The sequence below is a fragment of the Enterobacter sp. P82 genome (assembly GCF_037053385.1).
Taxonomy (GTDB): Bacteria; Pseudomonadota; Gammaproteobacteria; order Enterobacterales; family Enterobacteriaceae; genus Enterobacter.
In genome coordinates this window covers 304,993-326,881 of the sequence record NZ_JBALHX010000002.1, presented here as the reverse complement: position 1 = coordinate 326,881, position 21,889 = coordinate 304,993, and the positions used below count along the sequence as shown (strand labels likewise).

Below are 21,889 nucleotides of genomic sequence, written 5' to 3'. Positions count from 1 at the left end.
CAGAATAATCAAGGAAGCGAACATGTCCCACTCCAGCCCCGACACCCTGCAACAACGTTGCCAGCACATTGTGACAAGCCCGGTGTTAACCCCGGAACAAAAACGTCATTTCCTGGCGCTGGAAGCGGAAAACAACCTGCCTTATCCTGAACTCCCTCAGGCAGCGCGCGCCGCGCTGGACGAGGGGTTAATCTGCGACATGTTCGAAGGCCATGCGCCTTACAAACCCCGCTATGTTCTGCCGGATTACGCAAAATTTTTGGCTAACGGCTCAGAATGGCTGGAGCTGGAAGGTGCGAAAGACCTGGATGACGCTCTTTCACTACTCACCATTCTTTACCACCATGTGCCATCCGTAACATCCATGCCTGTCTATCTGGGCCATCTCGATGTGTTACTGCAACTGTATGTTAGAATTCTAACACAAGAAGAGGTTGATAGCCGAATAAAACGTTTCTGGCGCTATCTCGACCGAACGCTGCCGGATGCATTTATGCACGCTAACATCGGGCCTGCTGACGGCCCCATCACCCGTGCCATTCTACGTGCCGATGCAGAGCTGAAGCAGGTCGCACCGAACCTCACCTTTATCTACGATCCAGATATTACCCCGGACGATTTGCTGCTTGAGGTGGCAAAAAACATCTGTGAGTGCAGCAAACCACATATTTCTAACGGCCCGATTAATGATAAAATTTTCACAAAAGGCCGTTACGGCGTGGTGAGTTGTTACAACTCCCTGCCGCTTGCAGGCGGTGGGAGCACCCTGGTACGCCTTAACCTCAAAGCCATTGCTGAACGCAGCACATCTATTGAAGACTTCTTCACCCGCACGCTCCCGCATTACTGCCAGCAGCAAATTGCTATCATCGATGCACGCTGCGGTTTCCTGTACGAGCAATCTGGCTTCTTTGAGAATAGCTTCCTCGTAAAAGAGGGGCTGATTGATGCCGATCGGTTTGTGCCTATGTTTGGGATGTACGGTCTGGCAGAAGCAGTGAACACACTTTGCGAAAAGGAAAGTATTGCGGGGCGCTACGGTAAAGACGAGCAGGCCAACGCGCTGGGCTACCGCATCAGCGGGCAGCTTGCGGCATTTGTGGAAAACACGCCGGTGAAACACGGCTGGAAGCACCGCGCGATGCTCCACGCGCAGTCAGGGATCAGCTCTGACTCCGGCACGACACCGGGGGCGCGTCTGCCCTATGGAGATGAACCGGACCCGATCAACCATCTGCTGGCCGTAGCGCCGCATCATAAATACTACCACTCAGGGATCAGCGATATTTTGACCCTGGATGAGACGGTAAAACGCAACCCGCAGGCGGTGGTTCAGCTATGTCTTGGTGCGTTCAGAGCCGGTATGCGTGAATTCACCGCGAACGTAGCCGGTAACGATCTGGTTCGCGTGACCGGGTATATGGTGCGCTTGTCAGATCTTGAAAAATACCGTGAAGCCGGATCGCGTACTAATACCACGTGGCTTGGAGAAGAAGCCGCGCGTAATACCCGCATCCTCGAACGTCAGCCGCGCGTGATTAGCCATGAACAGCAGATGCGCTTTAGTTAGTCAGGTTATCCCTTTCTCCTGCGTGGACGGGCCGGGCAGTCGCCTGGCTCTTTTCCTGCAGGGATGTAACCTGCGTTGTAAAACCTGCCACAACCCGTGGACCATCGGGCGCTGCAACGACTGCGGTGACTGCGTGCCCCACTGTCCGCACGACGCGCTGACCATTCATGCCGGGCGCGTCTGGTGGCAGGAGAGTGACTGCCAGCAGTGCGACACCTGCCTCCGCCAGTGCCAGCAGCAGGCAACGCCCATGGCGCATCGCTTTAGTGTGGAGGAGATCCTCACGCAAATCCGCAGAGCTGCGCCCTTTATTGAGGGTATTACGGTGAGTGGCGGTGAGGCTACCACGCAACTTCCTTTTCTGATCGCGCTTTTCACGGCGATCAAAACGGATCCCACGCTGAGTCATCTAAGCTGCCTGGTGGATAGCAATGGCCTGTTAAGTGAAACCGGCTGGCAGAAACTCCTGCCGGTGCTGGATGGCGCGATGCTGGATCTAAAAGCCTGGGGAAATGAGCATCACCGTTTCCTGACCGGACGCGAAAACCCACAGATTAAACAAAGCATTCGCTGGCTGGCCGATCGTCACCGTTTGACGGAACTGCGCTTACTGGTCATCCCGGATCGGTGCGATTATCTGGAACAGATCAAACCGCTGACGACGTTTATCCACGGGCTTGGAAACGTCCCGGTGCGTATCAACGCCTTTCATGCGCAGGGTGTTTACGGCGAAGCGGCGTCATGGCGTAGCGCTACACCGGAAGACGTTGAGCCGCTGGCGCTCGCACTGTAAAAACAGAAGATAACCGTGATCCGCCCGGCACTTTATCTATAGTGTGATACCAAATACCGAACGCGTATTCTCAAGCAAGGCATCAGCAATCACCTCTTCTGGCTCATCGCGCAGCTCGCACAACGTGGCAAACACGCGTGCCGCCTGTTCCGGGCGATTCGGCTGGCCCTGAAAACCATTCAGCGGCATATCCGGCGCGTCGGTTTCCAGCAGAAGCGCCGACAGCGGCAGCTGTGCCATTACGTCCCGGGTTTTACTGGCGCGCGGATAAGTGATGGTGCCACCCACGCCAATTTTATAGCCCAGTTCGGTAAAACGCTGCGCCTGCTGCAGGCTGCCGGAGAAACCGTGTACGACACCTCTCCGTGGTAGATCGATGCGTTTCAGGTGCATCGCCAGCTTATCGTGCGTGCGTCTTGAGTGGAGGATCACGGGCAGATCGTAACGCTTGGCCAGCCTGAGCTGCGCATCAAGGATCGTCTGCTGACGTTCAAACTGCGGATCCTCACGGTAAAGATCGAGGCCGATCTCACCGATGGCGACAAGTTTGTCTCCTGCAGTCTGCAGTACCTCATCAAGCCTCTCAATATGTTCATCAAGATGTCGTTCAATGACAATCGGATGGAGGCCGAGCGCGGCATAGAGCGCGGGATACTGCGTGGCAAGATCCAGCACACGGGAAAAGTAAGCAGCTTCAACTGACGGCACAATGATGGCCTGAACGCCTGCTTCGGCAGCTTTCGCAATACTTTGCTCTTCATCCCCCGTAAACGGTGGAAAATCAAAGTGGCAGTGGGTATCGACAAAGCAGTGCGTCACGCCAGATCCTCGTTGTCCAATAAAGCGTCATTCGCCTGCGGAATATCCACCAGCGGCATTGTCAGGGCGTCGTTAGCGACAATCGCAGGCGGCGTAATAATACGTTTATGCCGATGCAGCGGTGGTTGCTCCGCCAGCATTTTCCCCACCGTCGCCAGGAAGTAACGCCCGCACAGACGGCCGGTCTTATAATCTGCACGCAACGCCGGGACGCGGCTACCCAGCGCCATACTGACCAGCGGCTTAGGTGGATAGATTTCAAAAATGCGCAACTTACCCGGCGGTTTTTCAATGAAACGCTGCATCGCGCCGTAGGTGGTTTCATGCTGCTTAGCGATGTTCACCAGCGGTTGCAGGCTGCTGTCGCCTAACCAGCGCTCCATGCGTTTAAACCACTGTGGGGTGTAGTACATTTGCGACGGTACAGTACGGATCACCACAATAGTTTTCGCTCCGCGCCGGGCAGCTTCCTGCACCGGAACTGCGTCACTGATCCCCCCATCCAGATAACTGATACCATCCAGCTGTGCACCGGTACGATAAAAACCGGGAATGGCACTTGAGGCACGGATGATATCCAGCCAGTTTTCCTTCTGCGGAGAGAAATACCCCGGTGAATAATCATCTCCCCGGCTGGCGCACATCCAGAATGCTTTCCCGCTATCAAACAGGCGCGCTGCAGTGTCCATGGCCAGCGGCATCTGGCTGGAGGTAGATTCCAGCAGCCAGTCGAGATCAATCAGATTGCCGCCACGCACAAAGCGCACCGGATTAAAAAATTCTTTCGCCGTGGTATAGCGCATAATCACTTTTCGCGCATAGCCTGGCTGGTTACAGACATAGGCAGACAGGTTCTGCGCCCCGGCAGAGGTGCCGAAGTAAAGGTCAAACGGGTTGAATTGCGCGCGCATAAATTCATCCAGCACGCCCGCAGTGAAAATCCCACGCTGCCCGCCCCCCTCACAGACCAGCGCGAGCTGACCTGTGCGAAACGGCTTTAACGTGAGCGGCGCGATATTGCCGAGCGTAACGGGAATTCGTTGCCCCACCTCTGCTTTCCTGTTTTGATTATTCTGTAACACCACAGTAACGCACCCGACCAGTAACGCAAATAAGAAAAAGCCAGTCACTACGACTGGCTTTTTTTTGTTGAAGGAATATTGCGTTTGCTATGGACGTCGACGCCCGGTAAACAGGCTGACCAGGAACAGAATAATACCGACGACAAAGACAACTTTTGCAGCCCATGCCGCAGTACCCGCCAGTCCACCAAAGCCCAATGCGGCGGCAATTAACGCGATAACCAGAAATATAATGCCCCAACGAAACATAAGCTTCTCCTTTACCATAGTTAATGTCGGCCGCTAATTGTGAGCGCTCAGGCCACCCACCGGCGTTTTTCCAGAGTCGTTCTTATTTCGCCCGCGGGCGTTAACCCGGCGGGCGAATGGTCCAGATTTACTTCGCTTTCAGATCGTTTTTAACGCTTTTCACACCATCAATGGCTTTCGCAATAGACTCGGCGCGTTCGATTTGCGCCTGCGAATCGACTGTCCCGGAAAGCTGAACCACACCATCGGTGGTTTCCACTTTCACCTTACGGGATGGCACGATGTCATCTGCTAAAAGTTTAGCTTTGATTTCGCTGGTCGTAGCAGCATCACCGGCATAACCTTTCACCGACGTGTTTTTGCTGTCACGCACGTGGAGTTTATCGCTCACGGATGTAACACCTTCGACACCCTTCGCCACTTTTACTGCCTGTTCGGCCTGAGCCTGGCTTTCAACAAAACCACTCAGCGTGACCACTTTCTCGTCGGTCTTAACGGAAATATCGGTGCTCTTAATCGCTTCATCATCCACCAGAGCGGCTTTAACTTTTGCTGTAATTGAGCTGTCATCCATGAAATTACCGACTTTATTCATAGAGCTATCGATTTTTTGCCCTGCGGTATCGGCAGTGGACTGTGCTTTATCCATGGCACTACTTTCCGCCAGGGCGGAGCCACTAACCAGAACACTACCCAGAGTCACAGCCAGCAGAGTTTTAGAAATCTTCAGTCTTGTCATATTCATCGATGTATTCCTGTGTTTACCCGTTATTCGGGCTACGTACTTCCTTAGTAGTTTTATATATTGCGAATAATCACACGAGCACGACGGATAACCAAAAAACATTCAAAAAAGCAGTTAATTAATCCATACCCGGTGTTAAACACTGAGTTAAATATAGATCACTCTCACAGTATCGCTTTCAGATTTGGTCAAAAAATAACCAATAAACGCGTAAATGCAGAGAATTAAGAACATTCCGCAAGGGATTAATAAGACAGGAATTAAAGAAGAGCACGGCGATTACCGTGCTCTGAGAGAAGATTAGTGCTCGCGTGTTTTGCGGAACTGAACGTCAGGATAGCGTTCCTGGGTCAGGTTCAGGTTAACCATGGTTGGGGCGATGTACGTCAGGTTATCGCCACCATCGAGCGCCAGCTGAATTTCGTTCTTACGCTTAAATTCTTCGAATTTCTTCGCGTCAGAACACTCAACCCAGCGCGCGGTCGCCACGTTTACGGATTCGTAAATCGCTTCAACGTTGTATTCGCTCTTAAGACGAGCCACCACCACGTCAAACTGCAACACCCCCACCGCACCGACGATCAGATCGTTGTTTGCGATTGGGCGGAACACCTGTACCGCGCCCTCTTCAGAAAGCTGTACCAGGCCTTTCAGCAGCTGTTTCTGCTTCAGCGGATCGCGCAGACGAATACGGCGGAACAGCTCCGGCGCAAAGTTCGGGATGCCGGTGAACTTCATCATTTCGCCCTGGGTGAAGGTATCACCGATCTGGATCGTGCCATGGTTATGCAAGCCGATGATGTCGCCCGGGTACGCCTCTTCAACGTGCGAACGGTCGCCCGCCATAAAGGTCAGCGCATCGGAGATCACCACGTCTTTACCGATACGCACCTGGCGCAGCTTCATGCCCTTTTCATATTTACCGGACACAACGCGCATAAAGGCCACGCGGTCGCGGTGTTTCGGGTCCATGTTGGCCTGAATTTTAAACACGAAGCCGGTGAACTTCTCTTCCTGCGCTTCCACTTCACGGGTGTCGGTTTTACGTGGCATTGGCTGCGGCGCCCACTCCACCAGACCATCCAGCATGTGGTCGACACCAAAGTTACCCAGCGCGGTACCAAAGAATACAGGCGTGATTTCACCGTTCAGGAACAGCTCTTTGTCGAACTCATGAGACGCACCTTTCACCAGCTCCAGCTCGTCGCGCAGCTGTGCGGCCAACTCTTCACCTACCGCCGTATCCAGATCCGGGTTATCCAGACCTTTCACGATGCGCACTTCCTGAATAGTGTGACCTTTACCGGTCTGATACAGGTAAGTTTCGTCTTTATAAAGGTGGTAAACCCCTTTGAACAACTTGCCACAGCCGATTGGCCAGGTGATTGGCGCACAGGCGATTTTCAGCTCGTTTTCCACTTCATCCATCAGTTCCATCGGATCACGGATGTCACGGTCGAGTTTGTTCATGAAAGTGAGGATCGGCGTATCGCGCAGACGGGTCACTTCCATCAGCTTACGGGTCCTGTCTTCTACACCTTTTGCGGCGTCGATCACCATCAGACAGCAGTCAACCGCCGTCAGCGTACGGTAGGTATCTTCGGAGAAGTCTTCGTGCCCCGGGGTGTCCAGCAGGTTCACCAGGCAGTTGTGATACGGGAACTGCATCACGGAGGTGGTAATCGAAATACCACGCTGCTTTTCCATCTCCATCCAGTCGGATTTCGCATGCTGGCTGGAGCCACGGCCTTTAACCGTACCGGCAGTCTGAATCGCCTGTCCGAACAGCAGCACCTTTTCGGTGATGGTCGTTTTACCGGCATCCGGGTGCGAGATAATGGCAAAAGTGCGGCGCTTGGCCACCTCTTGCAGATAAGGAGACAACGTCATAATCAAATCTTCTTATTTAAGCGCGGCAGCACGCCACGCATCATGGAATACGAAAAATGCGGCTATTTTACCCATCAATGGGGGGCAGGCAATCATTGTTTACACAGGAGTTGCTCCAGTTCGTTCAACGACGTCACGGTCCAGGTCGGTTCGATACCTTCAGGTTTCACGCGACCGTGCGCATTCAGCCAGACAGTCGACAAGCCCGAGTTCATGCCACCCAGAATATCCGACTCAGCGGTGTCACCGACCATCAGCACCCGTTCGCGGTCAGGATTGCCTGCCTGCGCCAGCGCGTAATCAAAAATACGCGGATCGGGTTTTGGTACGCCCACTTCTTCTGAAATCACCAGCGCATCGAAATGATCGCGCAGGCCGGTACGTTCAAGACGGATTTGCTGTAATGCGGTAAACCCGTTGGTAATGATGCCCAGTTTCGCCTTGCCTTTCAGAGAATCAAGCAGGGAAACCGCACCCGGCAGCGGCGCACAGATATCGGCCATCGCATTCAGGAAGGCATCGTTCAGCGTTCCCGGACTCACCTTTAAACGTTCCGCCCAGACGTCAAAACGCTGATGCTGAAGTTGTAACGCGGTGATGGCACCGTTCTGGTAATCCACCCACAGCGGTTTATTCACCGCCTGATAGTCCTGAAAATCCTCAGCGGTGAAGGTCACGCTATAGTCGAGAAACATCCGCTGTAGACCACCGAACGCGTCGAACGTAAACAGCGTTTCGTCGGCATCAAAGAAAATCCAGTCCCATTTCATCGTTACAACCTTATTTTCGTTATCCAATCGGCAGAGCCATTATGATGGCGTCTTCACGTCCCTCTGCGGTGGGGTAATAGTTACGGCGGATTGTCGCCTCATTAAAGCCTAAGCTTTCGTAGAGCGCGATGGCGGCGACGTTCGATGCGCGCACTTCCAGCCACAGGGTGAAAACATCACGGGTTTCGAGCTCACGGATGAGGTGCTCAAGCAGTTCTCTTCCCAGCCCACGACGCTGAAACGCAGGATCAACCGCGATATTAAACAGCGTCGCCTCATCAAGAACAACCTGCGTAATCGCGAAGGCGGCCATGGTGCCGTCAACGTCCAGGCGGTAATTCAGATACCGCTCGCCCTGATTGCTGGCGAAGGTTTTTTCGCTCCACGGAAACGCGTGGGCGCGTGTTTCAATCGCAAACGCTGTGGTCAGGTCAGGCGTCGTGAGGGAAGAAATCGTGTTCATATTCGCAGATTTGTTGCCATAGCGCGCAACGCGCTTTTGGGTTGGCTTTCAGTTCGTCCAGCGCTGGCGAGCAGATCTGGCTCCCCTGGAGGGGGATCTCGTTTGTCTCTCCGATACGCCAGCTGTTACAGCGGCTATCAGGAGGAAGCATTGCGACCCGTTCTGGTGTCAGCTGTAAAACCTGGTCGGCCGTCAGCTTCAGGCTGCGAAGGACATCACCGATCAGGGGCTCATTCAGGGCAGGCAGTTCTTCCGCCACCATCACCAGGCGAACGTGCGCCGGGATGGAGATAGCGATTTCGCCCTGCAACGCCGTCGGGCGACGCAAAGCCCACTGGGTGATGCCCAGTTGCTGCAACTGCCAGTCTCGTCGGGATGTCATAGGGAAAACTCCTGTCTCTCAGGCGCGCAAATATAGCAAATGTGTCGAAAGTGCGCCATCTACCTACTATAATCCCCGCCTGAGTTTATTGAGGAACAATTCATGTCTGCATTTACCCCGGCAAGTGAAGTCTTGCTGCGTCACAGTGATGATTTCGAAGAAAGCCGTATTCTGTTTGCCGGAGATATGCAGGATGACCTGCCCGCACGTTTCGAATGTGCTGAAAGCCGTGCCCACACCCAATATTATCACCACTGGCAGGTCCTGAGCCGCCAGATGGGCGAGCGCGCGCGCTTTAGCCTGGTCGCAGAGCAGAGCGATATCGCTGACTGCGATACGCTGATCTACTACTGGCCGAAGAACAAACCGGAAGCCCAGTTCCAGCTGATGAACCTGCTCTCCTTGCTGCCAGTGGGTTGCGATATCTTCATCGTCGGTGAAAACCGCAGTGGCGTGCGCAGCGCCGAGCAAATGCTGGAAGCGTACGCGCCACTGAATAAAGTCGACAGCGCCCGCCGCTGTGGCTTGTACCATGGTCGTCTGGAAAAACAGACAACGTTTGATGCACAAGCTTACTGGGATGAGTATCAGCTTGACGGTCTGACCATCAAAACCCTTCCGGGCGTATTCAGCCGTGACGCGCTGGATACGGGCAGTAAATTACTGCTTTCAACCCTTACACCGCACACCAAAGGTAAAGTGCTGGACGTGGGCTGTGGCGCGGGAGTGCTTTCAACGGTTCTTGCCAGCCATTCGCCAAAAGTGCGTTTAACTCTGTGTGATGTGAGTGCGCCAGCGGTAGAAGCCAGCCGCGCAACGCTTGCCGCAAACGGAATCGAAGGTGAAGTGATTGCCAGTAACGTCTTCTCCGACATTACGGGTCGTTTCGATATGATTATCTCCAACCCGCCGTTCCATGATGGCATGGAGACCAGCCTTGAAGCCGCGCAAACGCTGATCCGTGGCGCAGTTCGTCACCTTAACAGCGGTGGAGAGCTGCGCATCGTGGCTAACGCCTTCCTGGCGTATCCGAAAGTGCTGGACGAAACCTTCGGCTTCCACGAAGTGATTGCTCAGACCGGTCGCTTTAAGGTTTACCGCACCGTGATGACGCGTCAGGCCAAAAAATAATCTCTAATCCTGTAGGCCGGAGAAGCGCAAGCGCTATCCGGCTCCACATGGCATCACCATCGGCCATTTTTCCAGCAATCAAGGTGTCGCGCGCACTTTTCTGTTGACGTAAAGCTGAAAACATCTAGAATGCGCCTCCGTGGTTACGATACTTTTACAGTATCGATGGTATGCGAAGGTGGCGGAATTGGTAGACGCGCTAGCTTCAGGTGTTAGTGTCCTTACGGATGTGGGGGTTCGAGTCCCCCCCCTCGCACCATAAATCACGTTGATATTGCTCGCACTGGGCGAAGGTGGCGGAATTGGTAGACGCGCTAGCTTCAGGTGTTAGTGTCCTTAGGATGTGGGGGTTCGAGTCCCCCCCCTCGCACCAACGAGGCGATATCAAAAATAGTAAGATGACTGTGCGAAGGTGGCGGAATTGGTAGACGCGCTAGCTTCAGGTGTTAGTGTCCTTACGGATGTGGGGGTTCGAGTCCCCCCCCTCGCACCAATTATCTTACACCCCTTCTGAAGTTCTTCTTTTTTCTGTTATTTCAAACTCATCAGTATCACCAGAATTCCACTAACCAGTGCAACGCACGATGGCAGTAGAACAAAGTGGCGTAACTGCTTATGCCATATCATTCCTGACGTGACTAATAATCCTGACACAATGATGGCTTTCCAGACATTGATGGAGAGATCGGCAAACATCAAACCGCCGAGAATCACTCCCGGCAGTAATACACCCCAACCACTTCCCAGCGCTCTGTTCAACATGACTCGCCCTCCAAATCGATAATGATAACCAATATCATATGAAATAAATTATCATTTGTCAGCATGGCGAATCAAAAACCATCGACCTTTACCTTTCCCATAATGACAGGAATTGCCTAAGGTGATAAATTGCACACCTGTTAACTACACCTAAAGATTTTCTGATAATTATTCTTTGAGTTTTTTACTTTTTTAATTGCGACACCACACCTATTTATTTGTTTTAATTAAATTTTAATAAAAACGTACTACTATGACATCACAATCCTGGCGGTCTTTGGTTCACAGAAAATATCAATTATCGTTACGTTTATTTTTATTCCTGAACGCAACATCAGCCGTGTTCTCGGTAACAAATCCACTTAATTCTGTGCGCGTGTTCTCTTTCCCTCTGATTGCTATTTTCTCCATCAGCACAGGCCTGCTCGCCTTGCACTGGAGGAAGAGGACTCGGAAGATCAATATTCCTGTTATTTCAGGGATCTTCGGTATTTTGTGGGCCTGGCAAATTGTCTCAAAATTTTCATTAATTACTCACGACCATATGACGTATTTGATAATAGCGCTATTAACAGTGCTTTTTATCGGTACGCTGGCATTCGCCAGTAATATCGTGGCATTCATACTGCACTCATTACCCACCTTTGTTGTCTGTCTGTGGCTAAGTAACCACGATATATGGCTGAGAATAGCCTATTCTTTCGCACTTCCTGTGGTGGCAATTGCTATTCATAACATTTTGCAAAGACGTAACGATCGTTTTGCTCAGGAACTGCTCTCTCGCTTACTGGAAGAACGGGAAACACTCACCGATCTCAGCATGATGGATCCCCTTACCGGACTCTATAATCGTCGCGGCCTGCAAAGCCGTCTGGAGAACTTGCCAGCGGTTGAAAATGGCGAACACTTTGTCCTGCTGATGGATATCGACCACTTTAAGGCCTATAACGACCACTACGGCCATATGATGGGCGACCAGGCATTGAAACGTGTCTCTGCGGCAATTCGCGACGCCGTGCGTTCTCGCGATATTGTGGCGCGTTTTGGCGGGGAGGAGTTTATGGTGCTGCTGACCAATATTTCACTCGAACATGCCCGCCAGACGGCAGAGCGGATCCGTCAGAAAGTCTACGATTTGAAAATCCCGCATCTGTTCAACGAAAGCGTTGCGACAAATGTCACCATCAGCATTGGTATTGCTATTTTCGAGGATGAAGACGTGGAAGGCGCGCTGGAAAAAGCGGACAAAGCTCTCTACGAAGCCAAGCATATGGGACGCAATAATATTCTGCTTAGTGAAGGCCTTCAGTCGGCTTAAGCGCGAGGTCGTTTAACCAGGACAAAAGTCTTGCCATTGGTTTGAGCAATAGTTAGGATTGGCAATCATTATCATTTAGATTTCTATCCATACTATGGCCACTCAGACCGCACACATTGCTGAACCACTCCTCTGGCGAGCCCCCCTCGCCAGCGGGAATGCTTCGCTTGCGGATGCCATACGGGATAAGATTGCGAAAACTCGTGCTCATCTGCTGGACTTTATCCGGCTTGATGAAGCGGCCCCGCAGCACGCCATGACGCTTTCTGAGTGGCGGCAACCAGCCCAGCTGCAATCATTGCTGGCCACCTATTCCGACCATATCTATCGTCATCAACCTACCCTTAAGCGGGAAAATAAACCCCTGCTCTCTCTCTGGGCGCAGTGGTATATCGGACTGATGGTGCCCCCCCTCATGCTGGCGCTGTTAACGCAAAAGAGCATGCTGGGGCTCTCGCCGGATAATTTCCATGTCGAGTTTCACGAAACCGGGCGTGCAGCCTGTTTCTGGATTGATCTCCACGAAGACCAGGCCGCAGAGCCACTTTCTGCTCAGGAGCGTATGGAGCAGCTTATCACTCAGGCTCTGATTCCGGTGGTTAATGCCCTTGAAGAGACGGGTGAGATTAACGGGAAACTTATCTGGAATAATACCGGGTATTTAATCCACTGGTATTTAACGGAAATGAAGCCTCTGCTTGGTGATGAGATCGTTGATGGCCTGCGTCAGTCCTGTTTCTTTGCAAAACAACTTTCTGATGGCAGTGAAAACCCGTTATTCCGTTCCGTAGTTCTCCGTGACGGACTTCTGGTTCGTCGCACCTGCTGCCAGCGCTATCGCCTGCCGGACGTTAAGCAGTGTGGGGATTGCACGCTGAAATAGTGCACTGAATTGCCCGGTGGCGCTTCGCTTATCGGGCCTACAAAAACCTCAACTCGTAGGCCGGGTAAGGCGTAGCCGCCACCCGGCACAACGCTTTTAAGCCACCTGCTGATTTTCCTCTTCCGCGTTACGCTGCGCTTCCTCGGCTTCCTGCTCCAGCAGCTGCTTCTCGTAAACTTTGAAGAATGGGAAGTAGATTATTGCTGATACGCAGGCCAGAACAACGACCAGAATGGCTGCGCGGAAATCCCAGCCAAGGGCCCATGCGGCGCCAATCGGAGCGGGTGCCGTCCAGGGCACGACTGAAATGACACGGCCAATCAGATCAAATGACATCGCCGCCCAGGCCAGCACGGCATTCACCATGGGTGCCAACAGGAACGGAATAAAGAACACTGGGTTCATCACAATCGGCGTACCGAAAATGACAGGTTCGTTAATGTTAAAGAAGCTTGGTACCACGCTCAAACGCCCAATGGAGCGTAAATGTGCTGAACGACTGCGCAGATAGCAAATCACCAGCCCCATTGTGGCTCCCGACCCGCCAATCACGATAAAGAACGTCCAGAATGCTTCCATAAAAATATGTGGCAGAGGCTGACTGGCAGCCAGCGCAGTCTGGTTAGCCCCCAGGTTAGTCAACCAGAACATCTGTAACATCCCGGAGACAATGGCGGCTCCGTGGATCCCGGCGAACCAGAGCAAATGACCAATCAACACAGCTAACAGAATCGCAGGCAGCGAGTCCGCAGCAGAAACCAAAGGCTTAAAGACTGACATAATCGCCTGCGGGATCAGCATGTCAAACTGAGACTGAATAATCAGGCTCAGCGGATAGAGCGTCAACACCACAACCAGCACCGGGATCAGCAGGTCGAAAGAGTTTTTGATCATCGGGGGAACCTGGTCTGGCAGGCGAATACCAATGTTATGCGCTTTAAGGAAACGCATCATCTCAACGCAGTAAATAGCCACCAGAATCGCGGTAAAGATGCCCGTCCCGCCCAGGCTGTCCACAGGAAGTGTGCCTTTGGTTTTAGGTGCTGCGACCAGGAGAAACGCCATCAGCGACAGCATGGCGCACATAAATGGGTCTAACTGATGCGATTTGACATAGTGTTTGCCAAGGTTATAGGCAATGGCCGCACAGATATAAATGGACATAATACCCATTGTCATATCAAACGGCGTCAGGATCTGGCCTTCAAATTGCTTCGCCATATCCAGCCAGGCGCGCGCAAAACCCCAGGTGGTATCAGGCGAAAACGGTGGGTAAGCGAACACTAACAAAAATGAGCCCACAATCATAAATGGCATCGCGGAGATGAATCCATCACGGATAGCCATGACATGACGCTGGGAAGAGATCCGCCCGGCTATCGGGCTGACGTAATTTTCAACAAAACGGAATATCAGGTTAAACGCAGCATGGTTGGCAGACATGGCAGATCTCCTGTCAGACGTTTGTTACGGGCACATTCGTGCCACACGTTGTTCCATAAATCAGCTTCACAACCTTGCTGGCTTGTGTACCAGCGGTACTGCTCAGACTAAATGGTTTCATAATTTGCTCTTATTATTGGATACAGGGAACGTTACGTACTCAGTATTAATCTACGCACCACGCTCTGCAACCGGTTACTGTAACCGGTTTCTGTGATTGTGAAGATGATCCAGAAATCAGCTATCTGGGGTATTTGTTACTTAAGAGATATTTACAGAGCACAAATTCTTATGACAGATTACGCAGGATATTTGTCAGGAGGAAACAATGAGTTTGCAGTCTGTACAGCAGTTTTTTGCCGACAACGCTCCGGATATAGACGTTATTGAATTGAGTCAAAGTACCGCTACCGTTGCACTCGCTGCAGCCGCCCATCGTGTTGAGCCGGGACAAATTGCCAAAACCCTGTCATTGAAGGTGAAAAACGAGGTGATTCTGGTTGTAGCGAAAGGCGATGCGCGCCTGGATAACAAAAAGCTAAAAGACACCTTTGGTGCAAAAGCACGCATGCTCAGCAGTGATGAAGTGGTGACCATAACAGGTCATCCTGTTGGTGGTGTTTGTCCGTTCGGGCTGGAAAACCCGCTTGCGGTTTACTGCGATATTTCTTTAAAGCAGTACGCTGAAGTACTCCCTGCCGCTGGCGCGATCCACAGTGCCGTACGTATTTCACCTGACAGGATGGCAGAGCTAACATCTGCAAAATGGGTTGATGTATGCATCTGATTGATGCGCCAGAGTGTATCTGGCGCACAAGGCAGGTTATAAAAATGTGAGTTTGCTGAGTGCAGGATTAAGCGGTTCTCGTGCCGGGAGATGCGTAAGAATATCCGCTGCATCAAGCAGCCCTACGTCAGAATTCACTCCCAACTTCACCATCGCATTAAACTTATGTGCCCGGATAGTCTTAATATTGCGTTCAAGCTGTGCGGCGATTTCAGGAATGGAATACCCGCAAGACATATAACGCAAAATTGCCCGCTCCGTGGGACTTAACATCCTGTTTTGACTCCTATACCAGTGGTTCAGCATATTGTCATTGATGCGCAGCGTTTCACCCAACAACACCACGAGCTCCTTCTGCAGGTGCTCAAGTGTTAATGATTTACTGACCACTCCGTGAAGACGTGAAGGCGATAGATGGCTAATTAACCGTGCTTCCATCTCATCCGACGCCAGAATAATGCGTTGAATATGGCTATGGGTAAATGCGAGATCCCGCACGTGCGCCAGGCAATTACGACGCTCTTCTCGCGCATCGGAAAGTGAATAGATCAGCGAGAAAAAATTGGTCTGATGAAGTGCCTTCTTAAAGCCCTCAAATCCACTAAATAAGTGCAACTGGTAATGGTTAAGGGGGGGCATAGCAAAAAGATGCTGTAGCCCAACAGCACTCATTGAACAATTTTCGATAATGGCGATGTGTCTTGTTGAATCGGTTTTTTCCATTCCTCGAACTCTCCATAGGCTGATATTAAACTCAGCTCTCTCATTCCCTGTGTACTACTGATCCAGGCATACATATCGGCGTTAGACCGCAATGACAGCCGCCGCATCGCACTGTTTTTCTGTGCACTTATCGTTTTATTGCTCTTCTTGAGCAAGGTGGCAATTTGATTAATCCCCCATCCCTTACCTAACAAACGTAATACTTTGCGTTCAGAGTGCGTGAGCGCAATAACGTGTTCGTCTTCAGCACTCTGAGATTCTGGTGTTAATAACGTCTGGCTTATCCGTTCAGCACGCTCGCTACCGGCCCGGATAGCATTAATCACACCGTCGATGGGTTCCATATCGGAAAGCAGCGTGCTTTCTGGTCGCATAAGCAACTCAACCGCTATCGGGTACAGAGGTCGGGAGACTAAGAAGATCCAGTGTATTTCACGGTATTGGTTCAATAAGCTGTAGTACTCTTCGAGCGAGCCCCGGGGGTTTCTGTATTCGCCTGAAATATCGGCAATAATTACATCTGCACTGCGTAACTGAAGCAGCGTTAGCTCCTGCAGTGAGCGGCAAAAGGTCAATTCAAAATCGGGGAAGTGACGTGCCATAACATCTGCAAACCCTTTTTGCATCACGGGTATCCGGCTTATGACTACGCAATGTTTACCATGTAATGACAACATAGACCCTCCGTGTCCATTTTTCATTTGATGAGTAACGTTAATACGCATCAACGTAATAAGTATTTTCGTCCCTGAGTGTAAAACAGATTAATACAAGCAGAAGATGAGATATGTTTCTGATTTAAGAAATGCCTAAAACAGAGATAATATCTCATAAAGTGCAAGCAAATTTAATTACGGACTCATTAAAATATCGACAATATAAATTTAGAATAACTAAATACAAATATTTTATGTTACCGCATCAATAATTCACCATTGTTATGAATTAAAGCGAAAACCCCTTCACGGTCAGGTTGCAACTGTTTGCATAAATCTTGATCTGACCCACAGCAAGGGGTACCGCACTTTGTGTTAAAAGTAAGCATCACGGGCCAAACCGCTAACATCCATTTTCTCTTCAGGACAATACATGCAGGCAGATCGGTCAACGCAGCGTGCTATCACGCGGCTATGTATTCAGTGCGGTCTTTTTCTGCTCCAGCACGGTGCGGAAAGCGCGCTGGTTGAGGAACTCTCAACACGGCTGGGGCTGGCGTTAGGTATGGATAGCGTTGAAAGCGCGATCTCTTCAAACGCCATTGTGCTGACCACGATCAAAGATGGTCAATGTCTGACCTCCACCCGCAAAAACCATGACCGCGGCATTAACATGCACGTTGTCACCGAAGTGCAACATATCGTCATACTTGCTGAGCATAAGCTGCTCGACCACAATGAGATTGAAAAAAAATTCAACCAAATAAAACCATTACGTTACCCACGCTGGCTCGTTGTGCTCATGGTTGGGCTGTCGTGTGCCTGTTTTTGTAAGCTCAATAAAGGCGGCTGGGACGGCGCAATCATTACATTTTTCGCCAGCAGCATCGCGATGTATGTCCGCCAGTTACTGACACACCGGCAAATGCACCCACAAATCAATTTCTGTATTACCGCTTTTGTCGCCACCACGGTGTCTGGTTTACTGCTGCGCCTGCCGCAGTTTGTTAACACCCCCACTGTTGCCATGGCCGCCAGTGTGCTTCTGCTGGTCCCGGGGTTCCCGTTGATTAACGCTGTCGCCGATATGTTTAAAGGGCACATCAATACCGGTCTGGCACGTTGGGCTATCGCCAGCCTGCTGACGCTGGCGACCTGTATTGGCGTCGTCATGGCCATGACTCTCTGGGGGTTACGCGGATGGGCGTGATAGATTTTCTGCTGGCACTGGTACAGGACATGCTTCTGGCCGCCATTCCTGCCGTTGGCTTTGCGATGGTCTTTAATGTTCCGCAACGTGCTCTCCCGTGGTGTGCCCTGCTGGGGGCGATTGGTCATGGGTCACGGATGATAATGATGACAGCAGGTTTTAACATCGAATGGTCGACATTTATGGCGTCTATGCTGGTCGGTAGTATCGGCATTCAGTGGTCGCGCTGGTATCTGGCGCATCCCAAAGTGTTCACCGTTGCCGCCGTTATCCCGATGTTCCCGGGCATATCTGCCTACACGGCGATGATTTCCGCGGTAAAAATCAGCCATTTTGGCTACACCGAGCCACAGATGATCCTCCTTCTGAGCAACTTCCTTAAGGCCTCTTCCATTGTCGGCGCGCTCTCTATCGGGCTGTCGATCCCGGGATTGTGGCTGTACCGCAAACGCCCACGCGTTTGATATTTGTGTTATTTCGCTGCCATGGGGATAATCGTCCTGGTCCGTTTGGTGAAAATAAGGAAAGGTTGTGGCTAACCCAGGCAGCGAACTCCCCGCACACAATGAAGAATCCAGCCTGAAAGAGAAAATTTTTCAGAGCGCGATCGCGCTTTTCGCCGAATATGGTTTGAACGGTGCCCGCATGGAGCAAATTGCGGAGAAAGCAGGCACGACCAAGCGCATGGTGGTTTACCATTTCAAGAACAAAGAAAATCTCTACCTTCTCGTGCTGGAGCATGTTTACACCCAAATCCGCGCCAGTGAGAAAGCGCTGAGTCTGGCGGGAATGCCACCGGTAGAAGCATTGGTCAACCTGGTAGAAGCCACCTTTGACTATCATGCCGATCACCCGGATTACATCCGCATTATCTGCATGGAAAATATGCAGCGTGGCCGCTTTATGCAGCAGTCGAGCTATCTGCGCCAGGTCAACCGTAGCGCACTCGATCTGCTGGAAGCGATCCTGGACCGTGGTAAAGAAAAGCAGCTATTCAACCAGGCAGTTGACGCCCGCGATCTCCACCGTCTGATAAGCAGTTTCAGCTTTCACTACGTCGCCAACAGCTACACCTTCACATTGCTGTTTGAAGATGGGGCGGATGAACAGGCTCAGCGCCAGCACTACCGCAAAATGGCCGTTCAGGTGGCACTCCGCTATACTTGCCCATAAAAATTGCTTGCAATTAAATAGCGCACTATCTATATTCATTCCATGAACACGAAAACGAACGACACCACTGCTGCGCTCCTGCTGGATAACCAGCTCTGCTTTGCTCTCTATTCGGCAAATCTGGCGCTTAACAAGCTGTACCGGCAACTGCTGGCACCGCTGAACCTGACTTACCCGCAATACCTGGTGATGCTGGTGCTGTGGGAGCAGGATGACATTACGGTGTCGGACATTGGTGAGAGGCTGTTTCTTGACTCTGCCACCCTGACGCCGCTGTTAAAACGTCTGGAAAGCGCCGGGCTGATAAAACGTCAGCGCTCGCGTAAAGACGAACGTCAGGTGGCCGTCACGCTGAGCGACGAGGGACGTGCACTGCAGCAGCAGGCATCAGGGATCCCCCATGCGGTGGGATGCGCAGCGCAGTGTGATACTGACACGATGCTGGCGCTTAAGCAGCAGCTTGAACTTTTGCGACACCAGTTACACCACGCGTAAGGCTATACTTTACGCGTATTTATTTACCCATATATATCGCACGCTATTTAATAGCACACATAAACGTAAGATGAGGAACCTGCCATGTCTTTAGAAAAAGTTGTTTATACCGCCAAAGCAAAAGCAACCGGAGGCCGTGACGGCCGTGCCACCTCTTCCGATGGTGTCCTGGACGTCAAACTGGGCGTACCAAAAGAGATGGGTGGCATGGGGGGAGAAGTGACGAACCCTGAGCAGTTGTTTGCTGCCGGCTACTCTGCCTGCTTCCTGGGCGCGATGAAGTTTGTGGCCGCGCGCGACAAATTTACCCTGCCAAAAGAGGCCTTTATTGAAGGCGAAGTGGGTATTGGCCCGCTGCCAACCGGTTTTGGTATCGAAGCAAAACTGAACATCCATGTTGAAGGCATGGATCCTGCGGAAGCCAAAAAGCTGGTCGATGCAGCCCACATCGTTTGCCCGTACTCTAACGCAACCCGCGGCAACATCGACGTGACCCTGAATATCATCGCGTGATAAATACCTGATGGCGCTGCGCTTATCAGGCCTACGACTGTAGCCCTATAAGCGCATCGCCACCGGGGAAATCCCCTCCATCCCCTCATCCTCTCTGTGCTACCATAAGCTCATATCACGCCCGTAGTCATCAGTAGAGTAAGCGTTATGTCCTCCAGAATTCTGACCACCAGCATTGCTGGCATTGATGCCTTTATGCGCGACCCACGCGGTGTGTTGACCCACGCCGAAGGCGGCACGGTTGCGGTTTTTGCCGACAATGCGCCGGCATTTTACGCCATCACACCGGAACGTCTGGCACAGCTCCTGGAGATCGAAGCGCAATTATCACGCCCGGCGAGTGATGTCATGCTGGATAACCAGTTCTTTGATGAGCCGGTTAACGCCCCGATGAGCGTTCCGATGGGAAAATTTGCCCTCTATGCAGGCTGGCAACCTGATGCCGATTTTCAGCGGCAGGCCGCGCTGTGGGGGATTGCGTTAACACAACCCGCCACCGCTGAAGAGCTCGCCGCGTTTACGGCCTGGTGGCAGGCAGAAGGTAAAGTCTTCACCCATATTCAGTGGCAGCAAAAGCTCGCGCGCCATCTTCAAATCACCCGCGCCAGCAATAATGGCCAGCCAAAACGCGATATCAACGCGTTTTCAGAACCGGATAAACAGATCCCTAACGGATTCCGAGGTGCGAAATGAAGAACGTCGGCGACCTGATGAAACGTCTGCAAAAAATGATGCCTGCCAACGTGAAGCCCGCTTTCACCACGGGTGAAGAACTGCTGGCGTGGCAAAAAGAGCAAGGAGAGATCCGCGCCGCCGCGCTCGCCCGTGAAAATCGGGCGATGAAAATGCAGCGCACCTTTAACCGCTCCGGTATTCGTCCCCTCCATCAGAACTGCTCATTTGATAATTATAAAATTGAGACCAACGGGCAGATGAACGCGCTTGCGGCCGCCCGTCAGTATGTGGATGAATTCGATGGCAACATTGCCAGCTTCATCTTTAGCGGCAAACCGGGTACCGGGAAAAATCACCTGGCTGCCGCTATCTGCAACGAGCTGCTCCTGCGCGGGAAATCGGTACTCATCATCACTGTGGCCGATATCATGTCCGCAATGAAAGACACCTTCAGCAACCGCGAAACCAGCGAAGAACAACTGCTGAACGACCTGAGTAATGTCGATTTACTGGTTATCGACGAGATTGGCGTGCAGACGGAATCCCGTTATGAAAAGGTGATCATTAACCAGATTGTCGACCGTCGTTCCTCGTCCAAACGACCTACCGGTATGCTGACAAACCACAATATCGACGAAATGACCCGCTTACTGGGTGAACGCGTTATGGATCGCATGAAGCTGGGTAACAGTCTGTATGTCATCTTCGACTGGGAAAGTTACCGTAGCCGCGTCACCGGAAAAGAGTATTAAGATAGTTCCAGGAATCTACGGTGAGAAGGCGGTATATACTGGAATCACTTCCGGCCCAAAACGGACCTTTTTGAGAAATTTACGATGAAAAAACAGATTATTATCAGCACGCTGTTAGGCACCCTGTTGGTTACCGGCGCAGTGCAAGCGGCGTCCTGGCAGGATTCTCTGTCAAGCGCAGCAAACGAACTGACCAAAGAGAGCAGCAGCACTCAGGGCGGGCTTTCCGCGTCTTCCCTCACCAGTCTGCTGAGTAACAGCTCTCAGAGCCTGAGTGCGGGTACGATGAACAACGCGGCGGGCATTCTGGAATATTGCGCGAAGCAAAAACTGGCCTCCGTGACCGACGCGCAAAATGTCAAAAACCAGGTGCTGGGCAAACTGGGTCTGGATACCCAGGAGCAGAAAGCGGATACCAACTATATGGACGGGATTCAGGGTCTGCTTAACGCACAAAACGGCCAGCAGCTTAACCTGAGCACTATCGGCAACTCCTCTCTGGCCAAACAGGTGAAAACCAAAGCCTGCGATCTGGTGCTGAAACAAGGCGTTAATTTCATCTCCTGATCAACCCCATTTTCTGCCACAACACGCCGCGTTTAATG

General features: G+C 51.8%; 26 protein-coding genes and 3 tRNA genes. 17 read left to right on the top strand and 12 right to left on the bottom strand.

Going from position 1 to position 21,889, the window contains the following annotated elements; all coding sequences use genetic code 11:
• Positions 1 to 22 precede the first annotated feature (22 nt).
• The gene (locus tag WB237_RS14410) at positions 23 to 1,570 is read left to right on the top strand and encodes a YjjI family glycine radical enzyme (protein WP_336214067.1); all 1,548 of its coding nucleotides are present in this window, start codon (positions 23 to 25) and stop codon (positions 1,568 to 1,570) included.
• A complete protein-coding gene (locus WB237_RS14405) occupies positions 1,545 to 2,363 on the top strand; it encodes a YjjW family glycine radical enzyme activase (RefSeq protein ID WP_336214065.1) in 819 nt (272 codons plus the stop codon). The genes WB237_RS14410 and WB237_RS14405 overlap by 26 nt, the downstream gene beginning before the upstream one ends.
• A gap of 36 nt (positions 2,364 to 2,399) precedes the next feature.
• On the opposite strand, the gene WB237_RS14400 is transcribed toward WB237_RS14405, so the two are convergent.
• From WB237_RS14400 to WB237_RS14365, 8 genes are all read right to left on the bottom strand, one after another.
• Positions 2,400 to 3,182 carry a TatD family hydrolase gene (locus tag WB237_RS14400; protein WP_236920133.1) on the bottom strand — a complete coding sequence of 261 codons (783 nt, stop codon included), beginning with the start codon at positions 3,180 to 3,182 and terminating at the stop codon, positions 2,400 to 2,402.
• Positions 3,179 to 4,231: a patatin-like phospholipase family protein gene (locus WB237_RS14395; protein WP_336214062.1), complete on the bottom strand. Its 1,053-nt coding sequence runs from the start codon at positions 4,229 to 4,231 to the stop codon at positions 3,179 to 3,181. Before WB237_RS14395 ends, WB237_RS14400 begins: the two co-directional genes overlap by 4 nt.
• A 120-nt stretch (positions 4,232 to 4,351) precedes the next feature.
• Positions 4,352 to 4,513 (bottom strand): DUF1328 domain-containing protein, encoded by a 162-nt coding sequence (locus WB237_RS14390; protein ID WP_032666762.1) that lies wholly within the window; start codon positions 4,511 to 4,513, stop codon positions 4,352 to 4,354.
• Positions 4,514 to 4,640: 127 nt separating this feature from the next.
• Positions 4,641 to 5,258 (bottom strand): molecular chaperone OsmY, encoded by a 618-nt coding sequence (osmY, locus tag WB237_RS14385; RefSeq protein WP_114979243.1) that lies wholly within the window; start codon positions 5,256 to 5,258, stop codon positions 4,641 to 4,643.
• Positions 5,259 to 5,558: 300 nt separating this feature from the next.
• A complete protein-coding gene (prfC, locus tag WB237_RS14380; protein ID WP_336214059.1) occupies positions 5,559 to 7,148 on the bottom strand; it encodes a peptide chain release factor 3 in 1,590 nt (529 codons plus the stop codon).
• A 92-nt stretch (positions 7,149 to 7,240) separates the two neighbouring features.
• On the bottom strand, positions 7,241 to 7,918 hold the full coding sequence (gene yjjG, locus WB237_RS14375; protein ID WP_028016589.1) for a pyrimidine 5'-nucleotidase: 678 nt from the start codon (positions 7,916 to 7,918) through the stop codon (positions 7,241 to 7,243).
• A gap of 19 nt (positions 7,919 to 7,937) precedes the next feature.
• On the bottom strand, positions 7,938 to 8,381 hold the full coding sequence (gene rimI / locus WB237_RS14370; RefSeq protein ID WP_023334424.1) for a ribosomal protein S18-alanine N-acetyltransferase: 444 nt from the start codon (positions 8,379 to 8,381) through the stop codon (positions 7,938 to 7,940).
• Positions 8,350 to 8,763 carry a DNA polymerase III subunit psi gene (locus WB237_RS14365; RefSeq protein ID WP_049008470.1) on the bottom strand — a complete coding sequence of 138 codons (414 nt, stop codon included), beginning with the start codon at positions 8,761 to 8,763 and terminating at the stop codon, positions 8,350 to 8,352. Before WB237_RS14365 ends, rimI begins: the two co-directional genes overlap by 32 nt.
• A gap of 102 nt (positions 8,764 to 8,865) precedes the next feature.
• On the opposite strand from WB237_RS14365, the gene rsmC reads away from it, so the two are divergent.
• The 4 genes from rsmC (at position 8,866) to WB237_RS14345 (ending at position 10,387) form a co-directional block, all read left to right on the top strand.
• A complete protein-coding gene (rsmC, locus tag WB237_RS14360) occupies positions 8,866 to 9,894 on the top strand; it encodes a 16S rRNA (guanine(1207)-N(2))-methyltransferase RsmC (protein ID WP_336214057.1) in 1,029 nt (342 codons plus the stop codon).
• A gap of 172 nt (positions 9,895 to 10,066) precedes the next feature.
• Positions 10,067 to 10,153: transfer RNA gene (locus WB237_RS14355), tRNA-Leu, on the top strand.
• 28 nt (positions 10,154 to 10,181) lie between these two features.
• A tRNA-Leu gene (locus WB237_RS14350) sits at positions 10,182 to 10,267 on the top strand.
• A 33-nt stretch (positions 10,268 to 10,300) separates the two neighbouring features.
• A tRNA-Leu gene (locus WB237_RS14345) sits at positions 10,301 to 10,387 on the top strand.
• 38 nt (positions 10,388 to 10,425) lie between these two features.
• Here WB237_RS14345 and WB237_RS14340 read toward each other — a convergent pair.
• The gene (locus WB237_RS14340) at positions 10,426 to 10,656 is read right to left on the bottom strand and encodes a DUF1435 domain-containing protein (RefSeq protein WP_028016586.1); all 231 of its coding nucleotides are present in this window, start codon (positions 10,654 to 10,656) and stop codon (positions 10,426 to 10,428) included.
• A gap of 253 nt (positions 10,657 to 10,909) precedes the next feature.
• Between WB237_RS14340 and WB237_RS14335 the strand changes: the two genes are divergently transcribed.
• Entirely contained in the window at positions 10,910 to 11,974 is a 1,065-nt protein-coding gene (locus WB237_RS14335) for a GGDEF domain-containing protein (protein WP_336214054.1), read from the top strand.
• A gap of 94 nt (positions 11,975 to 12,068) precedes the next feature.
• On the top strand, positions 12,069 to 12,857 hold the full coding sequence (gene fhuF / locus WB237_RS14330; protein WP_336214053.1) for a siderophore-iron reductase FhuF: 789 nt from the start codon (positions 12,069 to 12,071) through the stop codon (positions 12,855 to 12,857).
• A 96-nt stretch (positions 12,858 to 12,953) separates the two neighbouring features.
• Here the strand turns inward: fhuF and WB237_RS14325 are convergent, their stop codons facing one another.
• The gene (locus tag WB237_RS14325) at positions 12,954 to 14,300 is read right to left on the bottom strand and encodes a PTS sugar transporter subunit IIC (protein WP_028016583.1); all 1,347 of its coding nucleotides are present in this window, start codon (positions 14,298 to 14,300) and stop codon (positions 12,954 to 12,956) included.
• A 328-nt stretch (positions 14,301 to 14,628) separates the two neighbouring features.
• Between WB237_RS14325 and WB237_RS14320 the strand changes: the two genes are divergently transcribed.
• Positions 14,629 to 15,087, top strand: coding sequence for a YbaK/EbsC family protein (locus WB237_RS14320; RefSeq protein ID WP_008502085.1), 459 nt, complete (start codon positions 14,629 to 14,631; stop codon positions 15,085 to 15,087).
• Positions 15,088 to 15,123: 36 nt separating this feature from the next.
• Here the strand turns inward: WB237_RS14320 and bglJ are convergent, their stop codons facing one another.
• Positions 15,124 to 15,759 (bottom strand): DNA-binding transcriptional activator BglJ, encoded by a 636-nt coding sequence (gene bglJ, locus WB237_RS14315; RefSeq protein WP_336214363.1) that lies wholly within the window; start codon positions 15,757 to 15,759, stop codon positions 15,124 to 15,126.
• Positions 15,756 to 16,487 (bottom strand): helix-turn-helix transcriptional regulator, encoded by a 732-nt coding sequence (locus tag WB237_RS14310; RefSeq protein WP_336214051.1) that lies wholly within the window; start codon positions 16,485 to 16,487, stop codon positions 15,756 to 15,758. The genes bglJ and WB237_RS14310 overlap by 4 nt, the downstream gene beginning before the upstream one ends.
• A 412-nt stretch (positions 16,488 to 16,899) precedes the next feature.
• Between WB237_RS14310 and WB237_RS14305 the strand changes: the two genes are divergently transcribed.
• From WB237_RS14305 to WB237_RS14270, 8 genes are all read left to right on the top strand, one after another.
• Positions 16,900 to 17,676, top strand: coding sequence for a threonine/serine ThrE exporter family protein (locus WB237_RS14305; protein ID WP_028016580.1), 777 nt, complete (start codon positions 16,900 to 16,902; stop codon positions 17,674 to 17,676).
• A complete protein-coding gene (locus WB237_RS14300; protein ID WP_108089527.1) occupies positions 17,667 to 18,140 on the top strand; it encodes a threonine/serine exporter in 474 nt (157 codons plus the stop codon). The genes WB237_RS14305 and WB237_RS14300 overlap by 10 nt, the downstream gene beginning before the upstream one ends.
• Before the next feature lie 67 nt (positions 18,141 to 18,207).
• Positions 18,208 to 18,849: a TetR family transcriptional regulator gene (locus WB237_RS14295; protein WP_336214046.1), complete on the top strand. Its 642-nt coding sequence runs from the start codon at positions 18,208 to 18,210 to the stop codon at positions 18,847 to 18,849.
• A 42-nt stretch (positions 18,850 to 18,891) separates the two neighbouring features.
• Positions 18,892 to 19,344, top strand: a complete 453-nt coding sequence (locus WB237_RS14290) for a MarR family winged helix-turn-helix transcriptional regulator (protein WP_114979277.1) — start codon at positions 18,892 to 18,894, stop codon at positions 19,342 to 19,344.
• 84 nt (positions 19,345 to 19,428) lie between these two features.
• A complete protein-coding gene (locus tag WB237_RS14285) occupies positions 19,429 to 19,857 on the top strand; it encodes an organic hydroperoxide resistance protein (protein WP_013095463.1) in 429 nt (142 codons plus the stop codon).
• Between the two features lie 147 nt (positions 19,858 to 20,004).
• Positions 20,005 to 20,550 (top strand): primosomal protein DnaT, encoded by a 546-nt coding sequence (gene dnaT / locus WB237_RS14280; protein WP_049007397.1) that lies wholly within the window; start codon positions 20,005 to 20,007, stop codon positions 20,548 to 20,550.
• Positions 20,547 to 21,284 carry a DNA replication protein DnaC gene (dnaC, locus tag WB237_RS14275; RefSeq protein ID WP_013095461.1) on the top strand — a complete coding sequence of 246 codons (738 nt, stop codon included), beginning with the start codon at positions 20,547 to 20,549 and terminating at the stop codon, positions 21,282 to 21,284. Before dnaT ends, dnaC begins: the two co-directional genes overlap by 4 nt.
• 84 nt (positions 21,285 to 21,368) lie before the next feature.
• Positions 21,369 to 21,851, top strand: a complete 483-nt coding sequence (locus WB237_RS14270; protein WP_316942195.1) for a DUF2501 domain-containing protein — start codon at positions 21,369 to 21,371, stop codon at positions 21,849 to 21,851.
• Positions 21,852 to 21,889 lie beyond the last annotated feature (38 nt).